Source organism: Rhizobium sp. SG570 (genome assembly GCF_012275345.1).
GTDB lineage: Bacteria > Pseudomonadota > Alphaproteobacteria > Rhizobiales > Rhizobiaceae > Rhizobium > Rhizobium lusitanum.
In genome coordinates, this window is record NZ_JAAZQI010000015.1 from 90,601 (window position 1) to 109,092 (window position 18,492).

The following is an 18,492-nucleotide window of genomic DNA, read 5'->3' on the forward strand; positions in this document are numbered from 1 at the left end:
CCCCTCCGGTTCAGGCCGCTTCGGATGCAGATGCGGCGGCGATCACCGCCGGTGTTGTAAGGTCGGCGCCGCTGAGTTCGCGCACGATCTGGCCGCGCGAGAACACAAGGGCACGATGGCAGATGTGGGCGATTTCCTCGAAGTCGGTGGAAACGACGAGAACGGCAAGGCCGCCTTCCACCGCCTCGGCGATCAGCCGATAGATATCAGCCTTGGCGCCGACATCGACGCCCGCGGTCGGATCTTCGGCGATCAGCAGCTTCCGGCCCGTCGCCAGCCACCGTCCCACAACGACCTTCTGCTGGTTGCCGCCAGATAGGGCCTCGATCGCAAGGCTCTGGTCGTTGGGCCTGAGGCCGACCCGGCTGCCGAGCGAATAGGCCTTCTCGGCTTCATTGCGCGGCGAGAGGAACGACATCAGGCCACGCCCGGAGGCGTCAGGATTGAGAAAGGTGTTTTCGCGCAGGCTGAGCGACATCGCGACCGATTCTTCGGTGCGGTCCCTGGCGATCAGGCCGATGCCGGACGCCATGGCGGCGACCGGGCTCGAAAGGTTGGGTTCCACGCCGTTGAGCCGCACCGTGCCGCTCGATGCTTCGCAGCCGAACAGCGCGCGTCCGATCAGTTCCTGGCCCGCGCCTCGCAATCCGACAAGCCCGAGAAGTTCCCCCTGCCGGATATCGAAGGATACCGGCCCGGCGCCGCGGCAGGCGAGATCCTTGACCGAGACGATGGCCGGCCCCGAGCTTCGTTCCGCCTTGACGAACAATTGGTCGGCCTTGCGCCCGACGATCATCCGAATGAGCTCGTCCGACGTGGTTTCGGAAACGGGCTTCTGTCCCACCAGTTGTCCGTCGCGCAGCACGGCGACGCGGTCGGCAATACGGAAGATCTCATCCAGCCTGTGGGAGACGTAGATCATCGCCACGCCGCGCTCCTTGAGCGGGCGAATGGCCGCAAACAGCTTCTCGACCTCATCGGCGGGCAGGCTGGCTGTGGGTTCGTCGAGGACCAGAACATCGGCCTCGACAGCCAGCGCGCGGGCGATCGCCACCAGCGACTTTTCCGTTCTCGTCAGTTCCTGGACGCGCGTCGAGGGATCGAAATCACAGCCGACGAGCTTCAAGGCCTCTGCCGTTCGCCGTTCGGTCGCCCGCCAATCGATCAGCCGGCCGCGCAGCGAATAGCCCTGCGCAAGCCCGACATTCTCACCCACCGTCATCCATTCGATCAAGCCGAGATCCTGATGGATGAAGGCGATCGGTTGGCGCTGGTTGGGTTGCGGCGGACGATGCTGATATGGTTTGCCGCGAAACAGGATCTGTCCGCCGTCTGGCCTGTAGATGCCTGCCAGTGTCTTGATGAGCGTCGATTTGCCCGCGCCGTTTTCGCCGAGAAGCGCGAGGATTTCACTCTGCTTCAGATCGAGCGATACATTCGACAGGGCACGCGTTCCACCAAACTCCTTGGTGATATCGCAGAATTCGAGCAGCTTTCCGTCGTCCATCCCGCTCCTCCCAAAGCTTCGATGGGAAGAGGCTATGTTATCGATAACATTCCGTCAAGAGGCTCCACGCTGGCATGATGCTTCCCGCCGGTTCCGTGCGTTGATGGGAAGGTTGTCGTGCGGCAGCAGGGATAAACTTCTTTATGATTAAAATAAATCTCCAGATGTTCGCAATCATCACATGAATATCGAAACAATCGCTAATTTAATTCATGGTACTAATCACGGCACTACTATCGCCCTTTGGGTACAATATTTCTTAGGTAGTGCATTTCGGCGACGAATGCTCTAGTGTTAATTTACAGCAAGGGTGTAAATTAAGATATACTCGCGTTGTCGTTGAGCAATATCTCGGGAGGCGCGCCCTTGGGCGCTGGAGAGGGCTATATTTGAGATACGCTACTCAATCCATGTTCAAGATCGAAGATGCCGATGCCGAGGAGATGACGGCACACTATGCCAGGACCTTGTTTCCCGCCGTCGTCGAACCTTTGCATCGGCGCGCGCTGATCTCAGTTGAAGACCGTCATTACACGGTGGGCTATTGCAGCATCTGGAACGGCAAATGTAATTCCGGCATGAGCGTGTCACTCTCGGGCGGCCCGGATGCCTACGGGCTTTACATTCCATCCTCGGGCGGGATGGCGATCGATGTGGGATCCAGGGAGCTTGTGTCGAAGCCGGGCGAGGGGCTGGTGGGTGATATGTCCTCATTCGAAAAGCTGACATTGCACGAGCAGCGCAGCCATATGGGCATTGCGTTCGAGAAATCGGCGCTCATCCGGCAATTGAGTGAACTGCTCGACGCCCCTGTACTCGACGATCTGGAATTTACCGATACCGTCGACCTGTCGTCGGCAAGAGGCATGCAGATCGCGACCCTTGGAAATCTTATCTGGCAGAGCCTGACGGTGGAAGATGCTGACCGATCCTCCTCCGCATTCACTGAGCATCTGTTGCAGGCGATGATGATCGCGCTGCTCGAAGCTGTGCCGCATAACTATTCGGAACGAATGCTGAAGCCGGCTTCACCGGCCATACCCAGACGGTTGAAACGGGCGATAGAATACATGCATGCCAATGTCGGCTCGAATATGGGTATCGCCGAAATCGCGCGTGAGGCCGGCACGAGCGTTCGCGCGCTGCAAGCCGCCTTTCAGCAGTTCAAGAATACGACGCCTCTCAGCTATTTGCGAACGATACGCCTGCAGGGCGCACGCGGGGCATTGATGGATCCGGCCCGTTCGCAGGCGGTCGCCGAAATTGCGCGTAGTTGGGGATTTTCACATATGGGGCGTTTTGCCGCCCTCTATCATCAAGCTTTCAGCGAAATGCCCTCCGACACAGCCAGGCTGCGCCGACGCGACGACCGAATGGACCGACGTCAAATGAAAATACGGGTCAGACAGTTGTGAAACTCAACAGTTTTTATCGGAAGGCTCGTCGATTCAGTGAAATGACGTGCAGGTTAAATTTCCCTTAAGGTCACTGGGCCCACCGTAAAATGGCGAGAGTCTTAGCACACATGGGCTTTCTCGAGCCTGGCCGTTTTGATACAAAACCTTGGATAATAGATCCCAATATCCGAGTTTTTATATCAATGCCCGGCTCCGTCACTCAACGTCAAATCGCGCTGGCCGTGCTCGCTGAGCGCGGCATAGCACGTCTGGCAGAACTGCGGAGGGCAGGTGTGACGGCGGCCACCATGAGCCGAATGGAACGGGATCGGGAGGTGATACGGCTTGCGCGAGGTCTCTATCAACTTCCTGATGCGGAGCTTGATGCCAACCACAGTCTGGCAGAGGCCGCTAAGCGCTCTCCAAAAGCTGTCATCTGCCTTGTCTCGGCCCTCGCCTTCCACGGGCTGACGGACCAGCTTCCAAGACAAGTGTGGCTTTCCATAGGCAACAGGGATTGGGCTCCAAAACCGGATCGTATGCCTATTCGCATCGTGCGCTTCACGCAAACACTGCTCAGCGAAGGTGTCGAGATTCACACCATCGAGGGGGTTCCCGTAAAGATTTTCGGAGTTGCCAAGACAATTGCCGATTGCTTCCGCTATCGCAACAAGATCGGCCTATCCGTGGCAATTGAGGGGCTTCAGGAGGCTCTAAGAAAACGAAGTGCTACTCCTGGTCAGATAGCCAACCAGGCGGTGCGCGGTGGCGTTGGCACCGTGATCCGCCCATACCTCGAGGCGCTGACTGTCAATGGCTAAACAAGTCAGAAACGTCGCAGCCTCGGTGTGAGCTCGCCTGTTGCAACTCGCCAAGACAAGCGGACAAAGCGTCGATTTGGTTCTGACATGCTTCGCGCTTGAGCGGCTGTTGCTTAGGCTCAAGCCAGTCGCCCTACGCTGGTCGCTTCGTTCTGAAGGGGGCAATGCTGATGATGAGTTGGTTTGACGATCCGCACCGCGGCACCCGTGGTCTCGATCTGTTGGGCTTTGGAGACCCGGAACTTGATCCGATGCTGAAAACCTTTCCGGATATTCTGGCGCAACAAGCTGATGACGGCGTCACGTTCGATGCCGAAACTCTTCGTGTGGATCGTATCCGTGAGGGAGTGGAATATGGTGGTCTCAGACTGCGGATGGTCGCTTCGATAAGCGCGCCCGCATCAACCTTACGGTTGACATCGGTTTCGGCGATGCACTTGTGCCCGATGCTGGATTTCCCTGCGCTTAGGCTCCGCGCCTATGCGCGAGAAACGGTTGTTGCTGATTAGTTTCAGGCCATGGCCATGCTCGGGGGCAGCCGACCGTGGTCAAGATCGAGGCGTTCCCATTCACGCCTTATGGCGTGATCCATGGTCACGTGACGGCAGTCGCCACGGACGCCATTCCGGAGAGCCGGATGCAAATCAGCTCGAAGGCGATCCAAGCAAGCAGTTACAGGCAACCGTTCCGACGACGAATGTGCAGCGGGTCCAGAACCTCGTCTTCCCCATGCCATCAAGCTCGACAACAGCACCATGAATGTTGAAGGGAGTTCCGTAACGCTGTCCCCCGGCATGGCCGTAGCTGCGTTGAGCAACTGCTGAACTAGCCTGGACCTGCGCCTGGTGCAGTTGTATCAAAGAGGTGCGGCGCAATTAGGGGTGGGATATGCGAAGAATAGTTTTGGCGTCGCAGGCCAAACAGAAGCGGGAGGGAAAGCCAGAACATGTCACAATTATCAATGGAGTCGCTCTCAATCGTTGCTCGGCAGCTGCCGCAACTATTCGCAATCATACTTGTATTGATCCTCGGATCTTCTCACGCCAAAGCAGGAGCCATTGGCGGCGATAATCGGCACCCAATCGATCAGTATGCCCTATCACACAGCATGTCGCCGGATGAGGCCCGCAAGAAGTTCGGTGCGTCGGGCCGGATCATGTGCCCCTTTGGCGAGGCTAGCGCCTTCCTTATTTTCAAGTCCAATATTGTTGTCACGGCAAGACATGTTCTTTTTCCCGAAGCGAGCATGGGCGGCTACGCTGGTCGGATGTCGATTTCGCGTTGTGGCTTTGAGGTGAGCGACGGCAAAGGGTCGAAATGGCACAAGGTCGATGTTCGATCTTTCCTCTATCCCGATGCCAAGCAACGTTCGCTGACGGACCGCTTTGATTGGGTTGTAATGCGACTATCCGAACCAGTGACCGAGTTCGAGCCTTATCATATGCCTTCAAAGCCTGTTTCTGCGGGCGACAAGATCATAATGGCTACTATTCGCCAGGACAACTTTCTTCCCGATGACTGGAACGAGCGAATTCTCAGTGATTGTAGGATACGTGCGATCGACAATATTGATGGCGTCGCCGCCAGTGGCATTCGCACAGATTGTTCCTCCGGCCATGGTGCGTCGGGTGGGGCGTTGCTCCGCCAAGGACCTCAAGGTCTGGAAGCAGTTGGCGTCATGAGTTCGATGAGTGCGTCCTGCACGAAGTTCAACCTCAAGCGCTGTTACACCTTTGCCGTCGGTTTCGAACCGGAACTTGTCGCAGCCGTGCACAAACTTGCCGGAGAATGAGTCTTGGTTGCGATGGTGGAGAACGCAGGATGACGTTGAACCGACGGCGACCTTGATTTCACAGCGGTGTTATTCTTGAACCGGAACTATTCGCCGACTGAGTTCACGATACGGCAAAGGTTTTTACCGACTCCGGGAGCCACTTGCCCTGGTTGCACGATAAACACCGCATCGACCCGGCTACCCTTGCCATTCTTGCGGACGACGACGCGCAATGTCTGCGGCCGGCCGGATCCGCTCGTCTCCTGTTGCGCAGTCAGGGTGCCGAGTTTCTTTTCCACATTCACATCGACAAAGCCTTCCGCCAGAACGGCCTGGGAAACCTTGTCGAAGGCAACGTTGGAATTGATAGAAGGGAAAACCATCCAGGTCTTGTAGGTGATGCCGGTTACCAGCGGAACGCCGCTGCTCTCGTAATGTCCTGCACAGGCATCGGCCAGCACAGGAGTTGCTGGGAGGATCGCAAGCGCAAAGGCGCAGGTAACTCTTCGGAGCATGGTTTACAGCCTCGTTGATTGTCTTGAAAGACAGAAGGGTCGGTGCGTGAACAAAAATGCCATCTAGCCGCGAATATGTATATCAAACGCGGCGCGTACAGATAGCGAAATCCGCATATCTGATTGTCATTTGCCGATATGAAAATGGCGTTCGCTGAATAAATCGACCTCCAAACGGAGATCCGCACAGGTGCAATATCAGTTCGCGCGCTCGGTCACCGGCAATGCCCATGCCGGCGCCCACCGATTCGTTTTTTGCAAGCGTTTCAAGCTCAAAACCTGATCCGGCAGCTGCCATGAAGAGTGCGCTCGGAGGGCAAAAATGGTGATCGGTTGCGAATTGGACACATTGGTAAACAACCAGACTGTCATAATTCATTATTTATTAGGCTCGCATATTGCCTCCCGCCTTATGGTTGATATTTCTGCCGTGCCTATAACATCCGAAGGAGGTTCGGGAATGCGGAAATTGGCGGCGATTTTACCTTTGGTTGTCCTCAGCGCCTGTGCAAGGCCGTCCGATGGACCAAGCGCCGGCAACATACGCAATGCGACGATGCCGCATACGAACGAGAGGATTCCGGTCGTTCCGCTGGCCAACGCCCCGATGGGCGGACAGGTCGTTGCCCCGTCTTATGCGCCCTCTGATCAAGGGCTTGCACGGCTTCGCTCGGGCGGCTTTTCAGACGCTCGCCTTCGTCCCGGAGACGTTATCGACGTGACGGTGCTTGATACCGGCGAGGATGGATTGCTGTCCACCACCCAGAGCAAGTCACTCAATCTCGGTCGCTTCACAGTCGATTCGCGTGGTTTCGTCACCATGCCCTATGTCGGCAAGCAGCGGGTGAGCGACTCGACACCCGAAGGCCTGCAATCGCAGATCGTGACCGCACTCAAAGGCTCATCCGTCAATCCGCAGGCCGTGGTGACGGTGGTCGACAAGCCCTCCAGCGCCGTCACCGTCGATGGCAAGGTTCGCACTGCCGGACGCTTCCCGTTGACGGCGCGCAAGGAACGCGTGCTTGACGTCCTCGCCCTTGCGGGCGGGGCTTCTTCTGCGCCGAGCGACACGAATGTCACGCTTACACGCGGATCGCAGCGCGCGACCGCGCCGCTGGATCGGGTTCTGCAGGATGACAAGCAGAATGTCCGCCTGCTGCCCGGCGATCAGATCTTCGTCGACGGCACATCGCAGAGCTTCACGGCGCTGGGCGCCTTCAAGAGTGTCGGCGAGTTTCCGCTGGAACCGGGCAAGACGACGCTGGCCCAGGCGCTCGCCCGCGCCGGCGGATTGCTCGATGACCGCGCCGACTCGCGGAACTTCTACCTCTTCCGCAATCAGAAGATCTACACGCAGGCCGCGGTCCCCCTGGCAAAGGGCGCGAGCGTGCCGACCGTCGTTTCGATCAAGCCTGTCATTTACGGCGTCAATCTGAAGGACGTCTCGAATTTCGTCCTGATGCAACAGTTCAAGATGCAGGACGGCGATACGCTCTACGCGAGCAATGCCGGGCTAGTCGACGCCGCCAAGCTGCTGACCGTCTATCAGAAGAGCGTGCCGACGGCAGCCGCCCCGCAACCGGGAAGCTCGTCTGCTAACTGACGGGTTCCGGGTTAGTTTTCAGTTATGAGTTGAAGAGCCGCCATGGCACTTGGCGGCCTCTTGGGCGGAGAGTGATCCATCAATTTTCTGGCGGTGCTCTTCAGCTCGACCACGGCATCTTCCGTGTCGCTGCAATGTTCAAGAAGCATACTCATGACACAGCCGGCCGAATAAAGATCGGCACGAGGGTCGGCGGCTTCGCCTCGAAAGAGTTCCGGCGCGGTGAAACCCGGCGTCGCCACCTTGGCGATATCGAGATCGCCGTAGCGCGTGCCGCGTTCCAGGGCGGTGCCGAAATCGGCAATCTTCAATCGCTCGAAATCATCGTCGCATAAGAGCAGATTGGCGGGAGAGATATCGCCATGGACATAGCCGGCCGCATGTATCGCATCCAGCCCGAGAAGCAGCGACTTCATTGATTGCCTGATGTCAGCCGAAGAAATCGATCCCGCCGCCAATCGTTGCGACAATGACGGCCCCGCCCATTCCATGATGATCGCGGGTCGTCCGTCGGCCAATCGTATGGCGAGTTGAGCCGCGACGAGATTGGGATGGTGGAGCGTCATGCCGATACGCGCCTCCCGCAACAGCATGGCTCTGGTTACAGCCTCATTGGCTCGATCGGCGCTGATGGTCTTCAGCGCGTGCGATGTACCGAGATCACGGTGGCGCAGACGGGTGATCTCCGTGCGCTCATGAGAACAGATGATCGCCTCAACCAGAAATGTGCCTGCAACGAAGGTCGCTTCGCCGTCGGGCATGGATGGCATGCGCCGGTCGAGCGCATCGCGCAGGCGATCGATTAGAAGATTGCGAATGTCTGCCGGTCGCTCGACTTCGCCCTCATGGGTCAGGAGACGCAGCAACCCGGCAAAGCTCGCCGCGATTTCTCTCATATGCTTGGAATCTGGTTCCCGCGTCATGTCGCGCCGACGACGATGGCGCTAACATTCTCGCGGCAGTTGGCGATGAGCGCCTCCTGAATCAGGGCATCGGCAGCCTGGTCCACAGGAGCGTCGATCAATATCTCGGCGATGACCCGATCCGTGAGCGTGCGTGAAAGCGGGCCGCTGGCAAGCAGCAGCCGATCACCGCGTTGAAGATCGTCGATGACGATGTCCGAGGCGAACTGTTCCTTCAAACCCAGACCTCGACCGAGCATGCGCCGCATCCCGATGTCGAGGTGATCGCGGGTGAGGAGCCGCATCATGCCGTCACGCAACAAATAGCAGCGCGTGTCTCCTGCCCACATGGCTGCAAATTTGCCGTCGAACAATGCCGCGACGACAATGCTGGCAATGGGTGGCTCCCGCTCTCCGTTCGTCCCCTTCGCGCGCAGGATGGCGTGCGCGTGGCTGAGCTTGCTTCTCACATCCTGGACCAACGTCTGCAACGCCTCGCGCTCGGGAATGCCGGCGAGTATCTGGGTCGCGGTGCGTGCCGCCTCGATGGCACCGATGCCGTCGCCGAGACCGTCGGCAATCGCGAAAATGCGCGGCTTGTCGCAAACGAGGAGGGCGTCGGCATTAAGCGACAGCCGCGTTCCCGGATGGCTGGCATGGCTGCTTTCCATCGTCCACTCGGACTGGGGTGCCGCTACGGATTCTACCGCCTCGATCGCAACAGCCACGACAGGGCGTGCCGCCAGTTCCGAAGGCTGCGACGTCTTGAGATTTTCCGCTGTGACGAGTTTGACAAAATCCTCAACCGTCGGCGCCGCCATAGTGCGAAATCCCTTGCCGTGACGCGTCCCGGGATTGATGCGCCACCAGAGCGAAGCAGGCAGGGGCGCATCACTCGTTGTGGCGGATTGATGCGTGTTTGAGCGGTTATCGGCAAGCGGCAGGCGCAGCCGCTTTATCCCTTCGACAAAGCGCTGCATCTGGAAGTCCGACTTTGCGGAGGTTTCGGCCAGCGCTTCGGCGGCAGTAAACCAGCTGTCGTCTTCGCAGAGATCGCGGAGCTGTCCGGAAAATCTCTGCAATTGCGCTGCGATAACAAGCGGAAAACTCCGCCCCACACGGTCGCGGCTCGGCAGGAGCACGCCGGCAACAACCCCGGGTGCCCAAATACCGCTACCGACGACGAAACGCCAGGCCGCAGTCGCATGAAACAGCCGTCGCCATTCTGTTGCCAACGCAGCCTCGAGCGCGATCAGACCACCCCGGATCCATTGGTCGAGCTCGCCTTGCAAGCGCAAGCCAAGCGCGGAAGAGACGAAATCGCCATGCGTCGGCAATTTGCCGAAGAAGCCGATCGCGTCGGCTTGGGTCGACGATTGGGTGCGGGCGAGATGTTCGTTCATCGACCGGACCGTCAAAATTGCGCCGGGCAGCTGAAATCGGACAATGCCTGCAGCCGGAACGGATTGAGGACGGAACCGAACTGCACGTCGAATTCAGCTGTTCGGCCGCTGTCTTCGAAGCGGGCCCGGAAAAGATCCGGCCCTTCGACCGTGACTTTCGCGGCGTCGAAGAGGCGGAAGGGCGACCAGTCGCCGCCTTGCGTCATCGCCTCCTGCCAGCCTCCGGGCAGAAACGCGATCCGGGATTGATTGTCCGCGCCCGCAGCCGGCCAGCCGATGGATTTCGATTGTATCGGCCCATGGAAATAGACGACGCGCTCGCCCTCGATCTCCATCATGACGGCATTGGCCGAATCCGACAGCGACACCGGCTTCACGTTGATGGAGATCGCGGGTTTCTCGCTGCCGGCAGGGAAGAAGGCACGTTCGATCTTGCTGGCATTTTCGAATTGCGCGATCGCCTGGCTCGGGATGCTGTCGCCGCCGAAGGTGCCTCGCCAGCCCCAAGGCTGTGCGCCGGTATCCACGAAGGCGTCCAGCCGGTTCTTGAAGAAGGTCTGGAAGAGGCCCTGCGGTCCGAAGAGACGAACGAAATCCGCCATGGCGATATCCTGTACGGATGTCCGGTCGAAAGGATAGCGGCCGGTGACGATGCGGGCGCAGAGATCCGCACCTTCGGTGGCCCAAAGATCGTTGATCCGTGCGCGCGCCGTCTTGACCGCTAGCGATCCGATATCGGCGGCGACCGCGACCATCCACGCGTCCGCCGGCGCCGGCAGGCCGCGCGCCTGCTGAAGCAGGTCCTGATTGGCGTTGGCAAGCTGGCCGCCGGCGTCGAAGACGCGCGCGACCTCCGCCGTCGATGTGGCGGCACGCGACAGCTGGCTATAGATATTCTGCAAAATGGGTTGAAGGTTCTGGATCTGGGAGCGAGGCTTGTCGCTGCTCCCTGCCGTTTTTTCGTCCGACGAGGCGGCCTGCGTATTGTTGCTGTTCACTTCGAGGGCCGCACGTAGCGGGCCATAGGGATCAGGCGTATTGGCGACGCTGGTTGCGACCGAGGCGAGGGGGGCATCCGGAACATCGTCGAGCGAAGCGACCTCGGTTCCTGCCGTTGGGCGCAGATCCGTTGCTGTCGCGATGGATTTCAGCACCATCTCGACAGGACTGGGATTGGCCGCGAGGATCCTCGCCGTTTCGGTTGCGTCGGCGAGACTGTTTGCCGGCCGCACCTGCAGATCAGCAAGAAGCGTCGACCATCGCTGCTGGAACGTATCGAAATAAAGCTGCAATGCCGCCTGCGCGATGGTATCCGCGGTCATTCCGGTGGGGTTGCTGTTGTCGCCGCGAACCCATTGTTCTTTAAGCGCTTCGGACGCCGCTGTTTCGACTGTTGGCAGCACGACTGTGCGATAGCCCTTGCCGGTGAAAATTCCCGGCATGCCATCGCGTAGCGCCGCTTTTGACTTTCGCTGGAAGACTTGTGCGCCGAGCGGTCCCAAAGCGTCCCCGGGAATCCATGGATCGAGCTGGCGTGCCGGACGGGAATGGGTGAGAATGTCATAGGCGCGCGAGGCGAGGCTCTGTGGCCGGATGGTGTCGCGTGCCTTGGCAATCAGCGTGTTGTCGAGTTCGATCGCCGGCAGGCTGCCGGCGGCCAAGGCCTCGACATGCGTGACCAGAGCCTTCCGGGTGGCGGCGCGTCCTTCGCCTGGATAGAGCGCGGCAAACATGTCTTCCGCCTGTTGCGAGACGAAATCCTTGTCGACAGGGCCCAGCCCACCGAGCATCCCGTAGAGTTTCAAGCTTTCGAAGGTCTTCTGGACGTGGGGAGACTGCTTGAGCTCCGTTTGAAGCTCCACCAGCATACGCGGCAGCAAGAGGGAATTCAGCGCCCGCTGATAGGCGCCGCGTTGGCGGCTGGCGATCTTGCTTTCCTGGTCGAGACCGAAACTCGTCGGCCAGATCTTTGCCTCGTCAAAGCCGCCGGTCACGGCGCGCAGATTGTCCAGAGCCGGCAGGACCCGCAGGAAATCCGCGTCGTTGACATCGCGCACCGGAATGCCGATCGCCAGCTTCTCGTAATTGTCGATGCGCCGCTCGGCGGCGGCAATGGCGCGCGAGTTCTGGAAATAGGTTGCGGTCCAGCCGGTGAAGACGATTGCGAGCGCCAGCGCTGCCGCGCCATAAGCGATGCGCCGGATCATCGTTTGACGGCCAGACAAGCGCCTGTCACGCGCGACCAACGACGCCTCGCCGAAGATGACGTCCTTGAAGAGGCGCGACAGGAAATAGCTGCGGCGCATGCGGGGCGCTTCCGCCATCGCCGCCTCCCGGCCTTGCGTACCGGATGCGAAATAGACGCCGCGCATCAGCGGCGCTTCGATAAGGCTCGACGAGGAGCAAAGCTCGCTCAGCACTTCCTGCAACCGCTCGCCCAAGGCGGCGAGCCCAGCGGGGAAACGGAATATCCGGCCGCGAACCTCGATATTCGGCTCCTGCTGCAGTCGTTCGATCAGCATCGCGTCGACCCGCTGCTGCAGCAGCGCAAATTCCTCCATGAAGCGTTCGGGCAGCTTTTCGCCCTTGTAGCTCTCGTCGAGACTGAAGGTCGTGCCCCAGACCTGTTCGCGGTCAGTCTTGGCAAGACCATCGAAAAATTCGACGAAGCCGGTCAACAGATCCGCCTTGGTCAGAATGACATAGACAGGCACCCGCGCCTGCAGATATTCGTCAAGTTCCGACAGCCGCTTGCGGATGGAACGCACTTCGTCGAGCTGCGCCTCATGATCGCGGCCGAGCAGGTCGCCGATCGAGAGCGTGACAAGGGCGCCGTTGATCGGCTGCGACCGGCGGTATTTTCTCAAGAGACCGAGAAAGCCCTCCCACCCTGCCTTCGATGCGCCGTTCAGATCGTCCTGGGTCGTATATCGGCCGGCCGTATCGATGAGGATCGCCTCATCGGCGAACCACCAATTGCAGTTGCGGGTACCGCCGACGCCCTGCACGGAATTGCTTCCAAGGGCATCACCGAGCGGGAACTTCAATCCCGAATTGCTGAGCGCCGTAGTCTTTCCGGAGCCAGGGGCGCCGAAAATCACATACCAGGGAAGCTCGTAGATGTAGCCGAAGCGCTTCTTGCTGATGCGACGCAGCAGCAACAGTGCTTCCTTGAGGCGGCTATGGATCTCTCCGACTTCGGCCTGCTGGCTCGCTGCATCGTCGCTGATACCATCCACGAGTGCCTTGTCGCGCTTGCGGGCGCGCAGCTTCGAGAGCAGCAGATAGGCGAGCCAAACCGCAATGACCGCGCCGATTGCGATCAGGCGGGCACTGACGGTGGCGAACGGTTTGAAGGTGCCGTAGCCGATCGTATAGCCGTAGAACCAGATGAGGACGCAGATGGCTGCGACCCAGATGAGCGATATGAAACGCTGGCCAAGAAGACCGGCATAGACCGAGACGTAGGAGCGAAGCGTGTAAAATATGCCGAGTGGGTTCATCGGGCAGCCCCCGTCGTTGCTGCCGGCGTGGTGGGCGCGTTGCCGCTCACAGGCCCGGTCGTCGACTGCGGATTGAGGGCGGCGTCACCAAGCCGTTGCGTCGGATCGGTCAGCACCAGGATTTCCGTGCGCCGATTTATTTCGCGGCCCTCCGGCGTGTCGTTGCCGGCCAGCGGATCGCTGTCGGCCCGTCCCTCCGTCAGGATGGCATCCTTGCCGGTATAGGCAGCCAGGATATCGCCGACGGCGCGGGCACGAGCTTCGGAGAGATGCCAGTTCGACGGAAATTGGGTCGTGCGGATCGGAACATTGTCGGTATAGCCGACGACGACGGCGCGGAACTTCTCCGAGGCAAGCGCACCGCCGATGCGCTGGAGAAGGTCGCGGAACCGGTTGCTGACTTCGGCGCTGCCGGTATCGAACAGGCCGGAATTGTTGATGCGGACCAGCAGCCGCCCGTTGGAGTTGGAAAGGGTGACGAGCTTGCGGTCGACTTCCGGCTGCAGGAAAGCCAGAAGATTGTCGAGCGGGCTCGGAGCCTGCTTGACCGCCGGCGGGGCCGTTTCGGGCTGCTTCTTTGGCGGCGGAACTTCGACTACCGTCTCCTTGGGTTTCGGCGTGTCGATCAGAACGCTCGGCGTATCGTGCGGCGGCAAGTTTGCCAGACGCTCGAAGGTCGCGTCCGAAGCCCTATTGAGCGAGAGCGTGAAGAACATGTAGCCGAGCGCAAACAGCAGGGCGAGAACGGAAAGAACTGTCCATAGCGCGACTACGGTGCGCAACGGCTTGTGTCGGGCGGAAACGCCGCGCCAGTGCGGCGACAACTCGCGCTCGAAGACGCCATATTGTCCGAGCAAAGTCTTATAGAGGCTATCTCGGATGCGTCCGAGTTCCAGCGAACCGCGCGGCGAAACGCGCGTGCGGCCTTCGAAGGCGAGCGACAGGCAGAGATATATAAGGAGCAACAAGTCCTTGTTGGTGCCCGGGCTTTGCTGGAAGTGGTCGAGGAGATCGAACACCCGGTCGCCGCCGGTAACATCCATGTGGAAGGTGGAGACGAGACCCGAGCGCGCCCAGCCGGCGCGCACGCCCCAGCGCTTGCTCAGCACAACGTCGTCGATGGTTGCGCAGACTACATAATGCGCTGCCCGCGCCCGCTCCGGACTGATACGGGCGCTGGCGAGATCGCGCTCATAGCGCCCGACGGCCTCGATCGTCACACGCCGCAACTCGGCGATATCAGGCTGTTCGTCGGTGTTGCGGAGATTATGGGCAAGGTTGAGCAGGGGAGCGGCCGAGCGCACAATGGTCGGAACGTCCTCGCCGCCAAAACGGAAGTTGCGGATCAAGGTATCGACGGACCAGCCGCCGGGCGCCAGTGCCGCCTGCTGATCGAGTTCGTCATCCAGGATATCGGCCATCTTGCGGGCGGCGTCGTTCTTCTTGGCGCCGCTTTCCGTCAGCTCGATGATGGTTGGCAACTCGTGCCATGGTGTCGATCGTGGTGTGTTCATTCTCTGAGAGCCCACAGTTCCATCTCCAGGCCCGGGAAGTCGCCGGCAAGATGCAGGGCGATCGCGCCGGAGGTATCAAGCTGTTTCCAAAGCGGATTCTTCGTATCGAGTTCGAAATAGATCGTTCCGGACCGGTAGGGCAGCTGCCGCGGCAGAACCGGCAGCGGACGGACGGGGATGCCGGGCAGTGCTACATTGACGAGTTCGGCGATCCGCTCGACAGGGCCGATCTTGATCTGCGCCGGCAGCTTGCGCCGCACGTCCTCCGCCGACATCTCGGCGCGCACGGCAAGCACGAAGCCCGCATCCTTGAGCAGCGAGCGGTCGTTGATGGTGCCGACGCGCACGTCATGCCGCCGTTCGATGAGCTCGATTGCGACCGCAGCCTGTTCCAGCACGGAGGAAAGAGAAGCGCGCAGGTCATTGAAAACAGCTGCAAATGTCGCCTTCAAATCGTCGTGTCGGTAAGGCGGGAAATCGCTCGCCCGCTTGCTGTCGGTCGTGAATGTGGCGAGCTCGCCGGCAAGCTCGATGCACTGCTCGTAGAAGGCCATCGGATGCATCCTCGATGCATTCGCCGCAATGTGGCGCAACATCGGATCGGCGCGATTGAGGATGTGCAGCAGGAAATAATCGCCCACCTCGGCGGTACCACGCACCGTTGGATCGCCGATGCGCTCGGCGATCGCTTCGGCGCGGTGACGCACGATGCCGAGCAATTCGGTGATCAACTCGTTCAACCGCGCTTCGGCCGCGCAGTTGAGGCAGGGCGCGATATAATCGGGATCAAGAATGACCGCCCTGTCCGAGCGCACCTCGATAACGCGGGCAAGGCCGATCAGTTCGTAGCCGGCAAGCTCGTCACCGGTCTTCAGGTAGCGCAGGCTCAGGCGGCCGACATCGATCGGCGCCATGAAGTCGGTTTCGATATTGGAATCCGGCGCCTCGTAGAGCGAGGCAGTGACGCGCACGCTGTTGCGCATCGCGCTGCCGTTCAATGCGACGTCCGCCTTGCCGGGCTGGCGCGCCGGCAGGGCGAGATAAACGATGGCATTCTTCGTGGAATCGTCCAGATCGAGCGGAGGCGGCAAGTCCGCGTCGATGGGCGCTTCGAACGGCGTTCCATCGGGCAGGATGCCGCGCAGGTTCGACAGCGCGAACTGGCCGATGGCAAGCGCGCTGCGGTCGACGCCGATTTCCGCAACGCCCCAGGGATAGGGCGACAATCCGCGCGCGGTGGTGCGGACCAGCCGTTCCGTCCAACGATCGGCCTGCTGGAAATGCTGTACGCGAAGGAACATGCCCTCGCTCCACGCCACTCGATTTTCGTTCTTCATCGGGTGTTACCCGTCCTCTCTGCAATGGTGCTGATTTCCTGTTCGTCGCGGCTATCCGCTGAGGCGCGTACTGCCTCCGCAAACAGATCGCGGACGGAAATGCTCCGGCCGTCCCGTTCGAACTGGGCGCGATAGGTCTTCCAATAGTCCCGGCTGCCATGCCACAGCACCTTGCGGGTGGTGGCATCGACATGGGCTTCGATCATACGGGGCTCGAACATGCGGCTCGCCTCACGAACGAGATTTTCTAGGCCGGCGTTGAGGGCGGACTGCCTCGCGATGAGCGCCCGAAGCCGATCTGTCAGCTGCGCGGCTCGCTCGCGACTGAAGAGCGAAGTGGGCGAATGGACACGATCATCGTCGATGCCGAGGATCGACGCCTCATCGGTGAGCGTCTGCTCCAACATATCGACAAGAGCCTCAAATTGCTGGAGCGGATCGTCCGACAGCAGCAGGGCTTCGTCTTGCACCCCATAACTTGGGTCTTCCGCTCCCCGGGTATCGTTTGCCGGAACGATGGCTTTCGTCGTATCCGCGGCATCGCGACCGGAGCTGCGCGCAACCGCCACGGAGACATGCATCGCCGGGCCATGCTCCAGCTGGCTGCCCAGATTGAAGTCCGCGTTCCAATCGTCAGGCAAGATCGGCTTGATGCCGTCGATATCGGGCGGACCGCCCCAGCCGACATCGACGTTGCGGCTCGACTGCTTGTCCTTTCGCGTCGATTGCGGAATTGCGGCGATCCAGTCTTCTCCGCCGCGCTGGCCGAGTATGCCGTTCGCCGTGCCGCCGCCGGGCGCGATGTCGGCTAGGATCGAGGAGATGGTCATCGTCTCGTCGCTCAGCCGCAGATCGGCGGCGGGATCGTCGATATCGCGATCGGCTTCGCCGGTGATGACGACATTGAAGGCGATGTCGCCGAAAGCGATCTTCGACTTGTCCGTCAGCCTTGCAGTTTCACCTTCCAGGATCGTGACGCCGTCGACCTGGGTGCCGTTGGCGCTCTGGTCGCGCAGCAGGAAACCGCCACGATCGCGCTCGATCACGCAATGGATCTTCGAAACCAACCGCCGCGGGTCCGATACCTGCCAGTCACTGTCCGGTGACCGGCCGAGCGTGCGTTTGCCGCGCTCGAAGAACCAGCCCTTGCTCGCACCCTCACCAGCGATCTGACGCAACTCAAGTCGCATGGGCGCCTCCTTCGGTGGGTTGCGCGTGTTTCGAGCGCGGCTCGGTGATGATAGCGTCGCCGCTGTCACGATCCGCGCTGCCGACGCGTGCCCAACTGTTCCAACCGAGTCTGGGCGGATCACCGTCTTCGCCCAGCCGGCAGAAAGGGATGTGCTCCTTTTTGAGGACGACCTGAATATCGAAATCAAGCGCTGGGCCGACATAAAGGCGTGTCAATGCAAAGAGCGCGTCGATGTTACGGCTATCAGGGGAAAGGGAGCAGTAGTCCTTGTAGTCGACGGGTCCGATGACGACGCGAAAACTACCGCCGAAGTCATGGATCGCCGCTCCCGCCGTCGCGTTTACCCCCAGCTGCACACCGTGGGGCTGGCCCATGCGGCTGCGCTCCTCGATGGGGATGGAAAGCCAACGCCCTTTGAACAGCTCGATTGCCACGGGCAGCCCACTGAACTCATGCAGCATGGCCTGCAGATTGACCGCATTACGGGTCCGGGCCGCAAAGAAACCTGAAAATCTGAGGATGAGCTCGTCGTCGGGCCGAACCTGCTCCTTCAGTCGAGCCGTGCCGAAGCCCGCAAGCGAAAAAAGCGTCGTTACGAAGGAGTTTCCGTTTCTGTCCGGATTCCATCGCAGCCTGCGGGCAAGGCGATACTTTTCGCTGGCATCGACGAAAAGCTCGGTCAGACGGCTGGTGAAAAGATCGAAGAAGCTCGCAAGCCCGCGGGCGCGATTGCGCTCCTCGCGCATCACAAGTTCATTGTAGCTCGGCGGCATTGCCCCGAGCGGGCCGAGCAAGCCGCCCATGCTGGCACTCAGCGACGCACCATTGCTTTTCCGCTTGAAATCGTTGACAGCGAGCGGGGCCGGCGAAACGCCGACTGGCGAGGACACCGACAGATGATCGCCAGCCGAATGTTGGGCAACGCGGAATGCCGTCGTCGGCTCGAAACGACCGGGGTCGCGTTCGAGCAGCGATGCGAGCATGTCGCTGTCACTCGGCCGGAATTGCTCCATTGTCTTCAACC

14 protein-coding genes are annotated in these 18,492 nt (G+C 60.3%); 5 read left to right on the plus strand and 9 right to left on the minus strand.

Features of this window, described 5'->3' with window-relative positions; translation table 11 throughout:
• Positions 1-10: 10 nt before the first annotated feature.
• Positions 11-1,507: a sugar ABC transporter ATP-binding protein gene (locus tag FHT28_RS26355; RefSeq protein WP_168597802.1), complete on the minus strand. Its 1,497-nt coding sequence runs from the start codon at positions 1,505-1,507 to the stop codon at positions 11-13.
• 266 nt (positions 1,508-1,773) lie between these two features.
• Here FHT28_RS26355 and FHT28_RS26360 point away from each other — a divergent pair, with 266 nt between their 5' ends.
• The 4 genes from FHT28_RS26360 (at position 1,774) to FHT28_RS26375 (ending at position 5,517) form a co-directional block, all read left to right on the plus strand.
• Positions 1,774-2,922 carry an AraC family transcriptional regulator gene (locus FHT28_RS26360; RefSeq protein ID WP_348645023.1) on the plus strand — a complete coding sequence of 383 codons (1,149 nt, stop codon included), beginning with the start codon at positions 1,774-1,776 and terminating at the stop codon, positions 2,920-2,922.
• A 185-nt stretch (positions 2,923-3,107) separates the two neighbouring features.
• Complete coding sequence (locus FHT28_RS26365) at positions 3,108-3,725, plus strand: type IV toxin-antitoxin system AbiEi family antitoxin domain-containing protein (protein ID WP_037199599.1); 618 nt, start codon at positions 3,108-3,110, stop codon at positions 3,723-3,725.
• Positions 3,726-3,889: 164 nt separating this feature from the next.
• The gene (locus FHT28_RS26370; protein ID WP_081938831.1) at positions 3,890-4,234 is read left to right on the plus strand and encodes a nucleotidyl transferase AbiEii/AbiGii toxin family protein; all 345 of its coding nucleotides are present in this window, start codon (positions 3,890-3,892) and stop codon (positions 4,232-4,234) included.
• Between the two features lie 437 nt (positions 4,235-4,671).
• Positions 4,672-5,517, plus strand: coding sequence for a serine protease (locus tag FHT28_RS26375; RefSeq protein ID WP_168597803.1), 846 nt, complete (start codon positions 4,672-4,674; stop codon positions 5,515-5,517).
• Between the two features lie 86 nt (positions 5,518-5,603).
• On the opposite strand, the gene FHT28_RS26380 is transcribed toward FHT28_RS26375, so the two are convergent.
• The gene (locus tag FHT28_RS26380; RefSeq protein ID WP_168597804.1) at positions 5,604-6,014 is read right to left on the minus strand and encodes a hypothetical protein; all 411 of its coding nucleotides are present in this window, start codon (positions 6,012-6,014) and stop codon (positions 5,604-5,606) included.
• A gap of 460 nt (positions 6,015-6,474) precedes the next feature.
• On the opposite strand from FHT28_RS26380, the gene FHT28_RS26385 reads away from it, so the two are divergent.
• The gene (locus FHT28_RS26385; RefSeq protein WP_113108583.1) at positions 6,475-7,617 is read left to right on the plus strand and encodes a polysaccharide biosynthesis/export family protein; all 1,143 of its coding nucleotides are present in this window, start codon (positions 6,475-6,477) and stop codon (positions 7,615-7,617) included.
• Between the two features lie 11 nt (positions 7,618-7,628).
• On the opposite strand, the gene FHT28_RS26390 is transcribed toward FHT28_RS26385, so the two are convergent.
• From FHT28_RS26390 to tssG, 7 genes are read right to left on the minus strand one after another with little or no spacing between them, the layout of a single operon-like run.
• Positions 7,629-8,513, minus strand: a complete 885-nt coding sequence (locus FHT28_RS26390; protein WP_168597805.1) for a serine/threonine-protein kinase — start codon at positions 8,511-8,513, stop codon at positions 7,629-7,631.
• Between the two features lie 23 nt (positions 8,514-8,536).
• Complete coding sequence (tagF, locus tag FHT28_RS26395; RefSeq protein WP_168597806.1) at positions 8,537-9,922, minus strand: type VI secretion system-associated protein TagF; 1,386 nt, start codon at positions 9,920-9,922, stop codon at positions 8,537-8,539.
• 11 nt (positions 9,923-9,933) lie between these two features.
• Positions 9,934-13,425, minus strand: a complete 3,492-nt coding sequence (tssM, locus tag FHT28_RS26400; RefSeq protein WP_168597807.1) for a type VI secretion system membrane subunit TssM — start codon at positions 13,423-13,425, stop codon at positions 9,934-9,936.
• Positions 13,422-14,939: a type VI secretion system protein TssL, long form gene (gene tssL, locus FHT28_RS26405; protein WP_168597808.1), complete on the minus strand. Its 1,518-nt coding sequence runs from the start codon at positions 14,937-14,939 to the stop codon at positions 13,422-13,424. The genes tssM and tssL overlap by 4 nt, the downstream gene beginning before the upstream one ends.
• The gene (gene tssK, locus FHT28_RS26410) at positions 14,936-16,276 is read right to left on the minus strand and encodes a type VI secretion system baseplate subunit TssK (protein WP_168597809.1); all 1,341 of its coding nucleotides are present in this window, start codon (positions 16,274-16,276) and stop codon (positions 14,936-14,938) included. The genes tssL and tssK overlap by 4 nt, the downstream gene beginning before the upstream one ends.
• Complete coding sequence (locus FHT28_RS26415) at positions 16,273-17,466, minus strand: FHA domain-containing protein (protein WP_113119572.1); 1,194 nt, start codon at positions 17,464-17,466, stop codon at positions 16,273-16,275. The genes tssK and FHT28_RS26415 overlap by 4 nt, the downstream gene beginning before the upstream one ends.
• Positions 17,456-18,481: a type VI secretion system baseplate subunit TssG gene (gene tssG / locus FHT28_RS26420; RefSeq protein ID WP_113102709.1), complete on the minus strand. Its 1,026-nt coding sequence runs from the start codon at positions 18,479-18,481 to the stop codon at positions 17,456-17,458. The genes FHT28_RS26415 and tssG overlap by 11 nt, the downstream gene beginning before the upstream one ends.
• Between the last annotated feature and the right edge of the window lie 11 nt (positions 18,482-18,492).

Excerpts from the sequence above, each read along its gene's own strand:
- FHT28_RS26355 (WP_168597802.1), bottom strand. The coding sequence starts at position 1,507 with ATGGACGACGGAAAGCTGCTCGAATTCTGCGATATCACCAAGGAGTTT.
- FHT28_RS26365 (WP_037199599.1), top strand. The coding sequence starts at position 3,108 with ATGCCCGGCTCCGTCACTCAACGTCAAATCGCGCTGGCCGTGCTCGCT.
- FHT28_RS26370 (WP_081938831.1), top strand. The coding sequence starts at position 3,890 with ATGCTGATGATGAGTTGGTTTGACGATCCGCACCGCGGCACCCGTGGT.
- FHT28_RS26375 (WP_168597803.1), top strand. The coding sequence starts at position 4,672 with ATGTCACAATTATCAATGGAGTCGCTCTCAATCGTTGCTCGGCAGCTG.
- FHT28_RS26380 (WP_168597804.1), bottom strand. The coding sequence starts at position 6,014 with ATGCTCCGAAGAGTTACCTGCGCCTTTGCGCTTGCGATCCTCCCAGCA.
- FHT28_RS26385 (WP_113108583.1), top strand. The coding sequence starts at position 6,475 with ATGCGGAAATTGGCGGCGATTTTACCTTTGGTTGTCCTCAGCGCCTGT.
- FHT28_RS26390 (WP_168597805.1), bottom strand. The coding sequence starts at position 8,513 with ATGAGAGAAATCGCGGCGAGCTTTGCCGGGTTGCTGCGTCTCCTGACC.
- tagF (WP_168597806.1), bottom strand. The coding sequence starts at position 9,922 with ATGAACGAACATCTCGCCCGCACCCAATCGTCGACCCAAGCCGACGCG.
- tssM (WP_168597807.1), bottom strand. The coding sequence starts at position 13,425 with ATGAACCCACTCGGCATATTTTACACGCTTCGCTCCTACGTCTCGGTC.
- tssL (WP_168597808.1), bottom strand. The coding sequence starts at position 14,939 with ATGAACACACCACGATCGACACCATGGCACGAGTTGCCAACCATCATC.
- tssK (WP_168597809.1), bottom strand. The coding sequence starts at position 16,276 with ATGAAGAACGAAAATCGAGTGGCGTGGAGCGAGGGCATGTTCCTTCGC.
- FHT28_RS26415 (WP_113119572.1), bottom strand. The coding sequence starts at position 17,466 with ATGCGACTTGAGTTGCGTCAGATCGCTGGTGAGGGTGCGAGCAAGGGC.
- tssG (WP_113102709.1), bottom strand. The coding sequence starts at position 18,481 with ATGGAGCAATTCCGGCCGAGTGACAGCGACATGCTCGCATCGCTGCTC.